Below are 6,874 nucleotides of genomic sequence, written 5' to 3' on the forward strand. Positions count from 1 at the left end.
CTCTGGTACACTTATCTTGCATGCTCTTAATCGCTTTGTCCCATTTTCGATCAGCTGACGTTCAAATTCTGGTTTGAATGCTTGGTAAAAGTCGTCAATGTGGCAGTATAATTCGGTTAGGTTGTCCATGTAAGAAGTCCTTTTTGTTGAGTTTTTGTTGGTACCTTAACTTTAACAATTTTGGACTTCTTTTTTTTGCCTTTTTTGACCTGCTTATCCCGAACTCAGGTTAATTATTACCTTCAATGCCGACCGTGAAAAACTTGCCGATGACTTGGATAAAGCCCTTAAAACCCGTAAAAAAGCTATCCGTTACAACGCTTATTCGGGCAGCTTAGGTGGACTTTTGGGTTTGGGTAAAGGGGTTTTGGCATTTTTCGTTTTGTCATTGTTTGATGCACCCTCTGTACTTCCATCAACGATGCCCGTTTCGAGAAGTTCAGTACTCACCAACTCAAATTCTTGATTATCCAAGTTAACTATTTTTTTCTCAGTAGTAACGGGCGGTTGGTCACTGCTGAGTTTATCTTGGAATTCTTTTTTCTCATTCATCTCATCAATACGTTTGGTATCGATAGCGACGCCCTCTGGAACCACCCGCACGTTTGAGAGTCTACGCACAGCAAAGTGTTTTGGGAACAGCTTGTGCTTTTGTGTTTTACCTGCTTCTTCATAAATCATGTAGCCTTGGCTATCAATCTTGGCGTACGTCATCGGTTCTGGACGCGGTAAGAAGAAGTCCCGAGGCTGGGTCATTAGGTGGGTGTACATCAATCTACTGATGGTCTTCCATTCAATAACCTCAACGCCTTTAGAGCGTAAGGCTACAATTATGGCTAATGAGAAGCTGACCAATAAGTTGACCAGACCGATAAGAATCACACCGAGTAGAGAGATCAGGACAATACCAAGACCAAAGTCATCGGCCGCCATATTAAATATACCATGTGAGAAGTTGGCTGATGCGAATGCAATATGGCGAATATCTAACGGCATTCCGAATATGAAGCCCACTGTGGCGGTACTGCCAAGGAACACACCAAATAGGAAGTTCCCCATAATAGCGCCTAAGTTGTTTTCAACAAAAGTTCCTAGTCGCTGTAGCCAAGACTCCGATACAAAGCGCAGTAAAAGCTTATGACGGGCAATACGCTCACCGATATTATTAAATAAGGCTAAGTTATCATAATAACCTGAAATTAAGCCTGCTAAAAATAAGATAGCCCCTGCAATGGCCGCATGGAATATCGCTAGAGAGTGGAAAGGATCCAAGTCATGTAATAGATGCTCGGCTTGGTCAATGCCGATCATGGGTGTACCTTTTGCCTGCAACCACACTATGGATATGATAAGTGCTAAAGGCATGGCAATCAGCACGTTACCCATAATAGCAATGAACTGGGTACGTATGATATCTACCATTAGCTCTGAAAGTTTGGCCAACTGATGAGATTTTTTGCCCGAGCTATCAGAAATAGTTGAAGCAATAGCCGCCGCGGTCATCGCTGGCTGTTTGGTAGCAACTGTTCCATGGATAATATGGATAAATACAAAGCCCAAACCATAAATCATACTGTTAACAAAAGCTCGACTCATTGGCGCGAGCTCTAAGTCGTAAGATAAAATTTTGATTGTGGCCATAAAGGCAATCATAAAACCACCGACCGCCGCCATTTTAAACATCTTCTTATAGCCGGCCTTATCGGTACTAATGTAATGCTCACCAACGCGCCCTGAGTTTTCAGTGATCTTCCTAGACAGTAGCTTGGTGTTATTATCAATCAAATAGCTAATACTATAGCGGCGTTTAACACTAACAATAATAGTTTGTGTTAGCTCAACGATGGCTTTATCACGATTTTTATCATTCTTCGCTAGCAGTTCGCTTAATATCTGCATACGATTTAAGCTTTGCTCAAGGCGCAGTAGCATATTGGTCGAACGAATTGAAATACCAGTCTTGTAGATACGCTTACGTACCGTGTTGACAATGTTGTCACACTGCTCAATCATTACCAATAATGGACCTGGGTCAATCTCACGACCAGGAACGGCATCTTCGTAATTGTCTAATTGGTGTATTTCTCGATATTCGTTAGCAAACAGTACCGCCTCTTGGTTCTGAGCCACAAAAGCGGCTGAGTAATCAAGCATTTGCGGATAAGCTTTCATTAAGTCAGGATGCAAGCCGATACCACTAACGCGGTAAGATAGGATAACTAACGCATTTAGAATGTTGTTTTTAGCAGTCGCCACTAGGTTAGAGTGGGCATCATCCACCATAATGAGGTCTACTAGCTCATCCCACAGCTCTTCATTAATGGAGCCTAACCAGCGTTCATCATCTTTGCCATCAAATAAATAAGCAACGAGCTCCACAATAGAGTCATCTTCAGGTAAAAGAGGGACAAAGCGATGCCCAATTAAGCGCATTAAGCTATTGGAGAAGGTTTGGTCTGATAAGATACCCGTGTCGGTGTATAACGACATTCTATGGTAGTTATTGAGTAAAGTTAAAACAAAGACGGCCAGGCCATTGGCATACGTAGGGTACTGTCTTAACAGTGCATTTAGTTCCCCGATTCTTTCATTAGGTAGATCGGGATTGTTCTTATATTCAGCTTCTGATACCCGTAAAGTATCAATCAATCTTTTGAGCACATAGGGCTCAGGGCTATCGCACAGTGCATTTATTTTATGCAAAATATCTTTTAATTCTGCCACTTAATTACCCTTATTCGATCAGATATTGAGAAGGTATCGTAAAGCTCTATTAATTTCAATTAATTTAATAGCATATTTAAAGTTAAAATGAAGATAGATACCTATAATTAGCGGAAGGCAAGACAGTCATACAATGACAAAAAAGACAGCTTCGAGAGCTGTCTTCTTGTAAAGTTAAGAGGGATTATAAACTATTTCCAAGATTCAAGTCGGCTTTAAATTAGCTAATATTTTGTTCAAAATACTGTAAATCAAAGTCCATAATTGGGTCACTACCGGTCTTAACCATCTCAGCGTGTGCTTTGATACGAGGTAGGATACGACCTACGAAATAAGTAGCCAGTTTTAGCTTATTGGCGTAGAACGCACCTTCTTTGTCATGAGCTGCTTCTACCATCATAGCGAACATAAACGCGTAGCACAAATAGCCCATAGCATGTAAGTAGTCTACCGCACAGCCATTGATTTCGCTCTTACGAGTGCTGATGTTGGTTAGCACAGTTGTGGTTAGCTCTTCAATGGTTTCTGCTGCATCTAGAGTGGCTTGCTTAATCTCATGATCTGCTTTCATATTGGCTACGAAATCACGGATTTCAGCTAAGAAGTTCTCTAAGTATTTACCATTGTTACGAGAAATCTTACGGCCTAGTAAGTCTAGAGCCTGAATACCGTTAGCGCCTTCGTAGATTTGTGAGATACGAGTATCGCGAACAATCTGTTCCATACCCCATTCACGGATATAGCCATGACCACCGAATACTTGCTGACAATCCACAGTCGCTTCTAACGCTTTGTCAGTTAAGAAGGCTTTAGCGATTGGGGTTAATAACGCAACACGGGCTGCAGCTGCTTTAGCATTTTCAGGATCAACACTGAACTTAGACTCATCTAATTGCTTAGCCACATACATAGCAAAGCAGCGAGAAGCTTCAGCGTTAGCGCGAGCGTTTAATAGCATACGGCGCACATCTGCATGGTGAATGATTTGGTCAGCAGGTTTTTCTGGGCTTTGGATTTGAGTATCACTACGGCCTTGTGCACGATCTAGCGCATAAGCTGCGGCATTTTGATACGCAAGTTCAGTACCGCCTAGGCCTTGTAAGCCCATAGTCACACGCTCATAGTTCATCATTACGAACATAGAAGCTAGACCAGTGTTTTCTTCACCAACCATCCAACCTTTGGCATTGTCAAAGTTCATAACACAAGTTGCTGAACCTTTGATACCCATTTTATGTTCGATAGAACCGGCTGCTAAGGTATTACGCTCACCTAAGCTACCATCTTCATTAACGATAAATTTTGGCACTACGAATAAAGAAATCCCTTTAGAACCTTCTGGGGCATCTGGTGTTTTAGCCAATACTAAGTGAATGATGTTTTCAGTTAGGTCATGCTCACCACCGGTAATGAAGATTTTGGTACCAGAGATATTGTAGCTGCCATCATCATTAGGAGTAGCTTTGGTTTTGATGATACCTAAGTCAGTACCGGCATGAGGTTCTGTTAAGCACATGGTCCCTGACCATTGGCCTGAGTACATTTTTTCAAGATATAATTGCTTTTGTTCTTCAGAAGCTGAAGCTAATAGACAAAGCGTCGCACCCACAGACAAGTTAGGGTATAAAGCGAAAGCTTGGTTTACTGTGAACACCATTTCTTCAGTCAGCATGGTTACCATTTTAGGAAAACCTTGACCGCCATATTCAGGATCACCACCTAGGCCAATCCAACCTGCTTCAGCATACTGTTTGAAAGCATCTTTAAATCCAGCAGGGGTGGTAACAACGCCGTCACCTTGGTAAGTTGCACCTTCTTCATCACCTGTGCGGTTAAGAGGAAGCAATACGTTTTTAGACAGCTTAGCCATCTCTTCAAGTACCATGTTGACGGTATCCATATCAACGTGGGCTAGGTTTTCATTGGCTTGCCAGAATTTTTCAACGTCAAAAACGTCGTTTAGCATGAAACGCATTTCATCTAAAGGTGGATTATAAATAGCCATAAAAAGTCCTTTGATATATTTTGAAATTAATTATTAAGTTATTGGTCTAAAGTGATTAGTGCTACCGATAAATGATAGCACTAATCCAAAACACTAAGTAGTAGTGAAAAGTAGCGTTTAGAATGCAAATTGATCCACATCCATGCTCATGTAAGGCTCTGCACCGGTGTCAATGCGAGCAACATAAGTACGTGTACGAGGTAGTAATTTGCTAAAGTAGAACTGAGCAGTCTTGATTTTCGCGTCATAGAAACCAGTCTCAGTGGTACCGTTTGCAAGCGCTTGTTTAGAAACAGCAACCATACGTGCCCATAGGTAGGCTAGAGTCACATAACCACTGAAGTACATGTAGTCTACAGCTGCTGCGCCTACTGCATCTGGGTTTTGAGTGGCTTGTTTGCCAATACGTGCAGTCAACTCAGCCCACTCAGTATTTAGCTCAGCAAGAGGACGGATAAATTCACCCATTGCTTCATCAGCTTCATGCTCTTTACAGAAGTCATGGATTACTTTGGTGAAGTTGGCTAACATCTTACCTTGTGAGCCTAATACTTTACGGCCTAGAAGGTCTAATGATTGAATTTCAGTGGTGCCTTCATATAAGCAGGCAATACGGGTGTCACGTACGTTTTGTTCCATGCCCCATTCACGAATGAAGCCATGACCTCCATAAACCTGTACGCCATGGTTAGCAGCTTCATAGCCAGTCTCTGTTAAGAATGCTTTAGCGATTGGGGTTAATAGGGACAGCATTTGGTCAGCATATTCTTGTGCTTCACCCGTACCTTTTACCACAACGTCAGCGAAGAAAGATAGATAGTAGGCTAGGGCACGGCCACCTTCAGCAAATGCTTTTTCAGTTAATAGCATGTTGCGAACTGCTGGGTGAACAATGATTGGATCCGCTACTTTATCTGGTGCTTTAACCCCTGACATTGAACGCATTGCTAGACGGTCTTTGGCGTACTCAAGTGAGCCTTGGAAGGCAATTTCAGAAGCGGTTAAACCTTGAACTGCGGTACCGATACGGGCTACGTTCATAAAGGTAAACATACAGTTTAAGCCACGGTTTTCTGGGCCAATTAAGAAACCTTTAGCACCATCAAAGTTCATCACACAAGTGGCAGATGCTTTAATACCCATTTTGTGTTCGATAGAGCCACAAGTAACTTGGTTAGGTTCTGCTAGGCTACCATCTGCGTTGACATTTACTTTAGGGACGATAAATAGTGAAATGCCTTTAGTACCTGCTGGAGCACCTGGTAGACGCGCTAGAACGATATGGATAATGTTATCCGTCATATCGTGCTCACCGGCCGAGATAAAGATTTTTTGACCGGTGATGCTGTAAGAGCCATCATCGTTAGGCTCAGCTTTAGTACGGATAATGCCTAAGTCAGAGCCGGCATGGGCTTCTGTTAAGCACATGGTGCCTGACCATTCGCCAGTGACCATTTTTTCTAAATAAATTGTTTTTTGTTCCTCTGTGCCATGATGCTCAATGGTTTGAATGGCGCCGTGAGACAGACCAGGATACATTGAAAATGACCAGTTGGCAGAGCCCATAATTTCGTTAACTACCGTACTTAATGAAAAAGGCATGTTCTGGCCACCGAACTCTTCATCGGCTGCAAGCGCTGCAAAACCTAGTTCGCAGTACTGTTTATAAGCTTCTTTAAAACCTTTAGGTGTGATTACTTTCCCATTGTCAAAGGTACAACCTTCTTCATCACCACTACGGTTTAGAGGGGCAATTTCATTTTCTGCAAAGCTGGCAGCAGCTTCAATGTAGCTGTCAATAATGTCTCTTTCAACTTCTTCATACTCAGGAATGCTTTTGTAATGAGAGGTACTGTCTAAAAGCTCATGTAGAACAAATTGCATATCACGAAGGGGTGCTTTGTATTGCATGTTATTATCCTTTAAAGAATGGTTTGAGTTGACTGCTTTAGGTTTTAGGCTGTACAAATTACTTTATTAGTTACAAGGCACCAGTCAGCAAGGTGCTGTATAGATGCTTATAAATAATTTGACAGTAAATTGGATAAAGAAAATTAGAATAATTTGATAGTCATTTATTTTTATATGGCGATAAGAAGGTTTGTTAGTAAATAAAGCCGTATTTAATAAGGGTTTGTCTTAAAT

At 41.8% G+C, this 6,874-nt stretch carries 3 protein-coding genes and 2 pseudogenes; all 5 read right to left on the minus strand.

Annotation, left to right across the window (positions count from 1 at the left end):
* A pseudogene (locus tag A1019T_RS04015) lies at nucleotides 1-129 on the minus strand (IS982 family transposase); the annotation flags it as partial.
* A gap of 103 nt (nucleotides 130-232) precedes the next feature.
* Nucleotides 233-331, minus strand: a pseudogene (locus tag A1019T_RS04020) (IS1 family transposase); the annotation flags it as partial.
* Complete coding sequence (locus A1019T_RS04025) at nucleotides 322-2,724, minus strand: site-specific recombinase (RefSeq protein ID WP_077450537.1); 2,403 nt, start codon at nucleotides 2,722-2,724, stop codon at nucleotides 322-324. The pseudogene A1019T_RS04020 and the gene A1019T_RS04025, both read right to left, overlap by 10 nt.
* A 220-nt stretch (nucleotides 2,725-2,944) precedes the next feature.
* The gene (locus A1019T_RS04030; RefSeq protein ID WP_077450538.1) at nucleotides 2,945-4,729 is read right to left on the minus strand and encodes an acyl-CoA dehydrogenase C-terminal domain-containing protein; all 1,785 of its coding nucleotides are present in this window, start codon (nucleotides 4,727-4,729) and stop codon (nucleotides 2,945-2,947) included.
* 117 nt (nucleotides 4,730-4,846) lie between these two features.
* Entirely contained in the window at nucleotides 4,847-6,640 is a 1,794-nt protein-coding gene (locus tag A1019T_RS04035) for an acyl-CoA dehydrogenase C-terminal domain-containing protein (RefSeq protein ID WP_077450539.1), read from the minus strand.
* Nucleotides 6,641-6,874: the final 234 nt, after the last annotated feature.

The organism is Psychrobacter piechaudii (genome assembly GCF_900162825.1).
GTDB classification, from domain to species: Bacteria; Pseudomonadota; Gammaproteobacteria; order Pseudomonadales; family Moraxellaceae; genus Psychrobacter; species Psychrobacter piechaudii.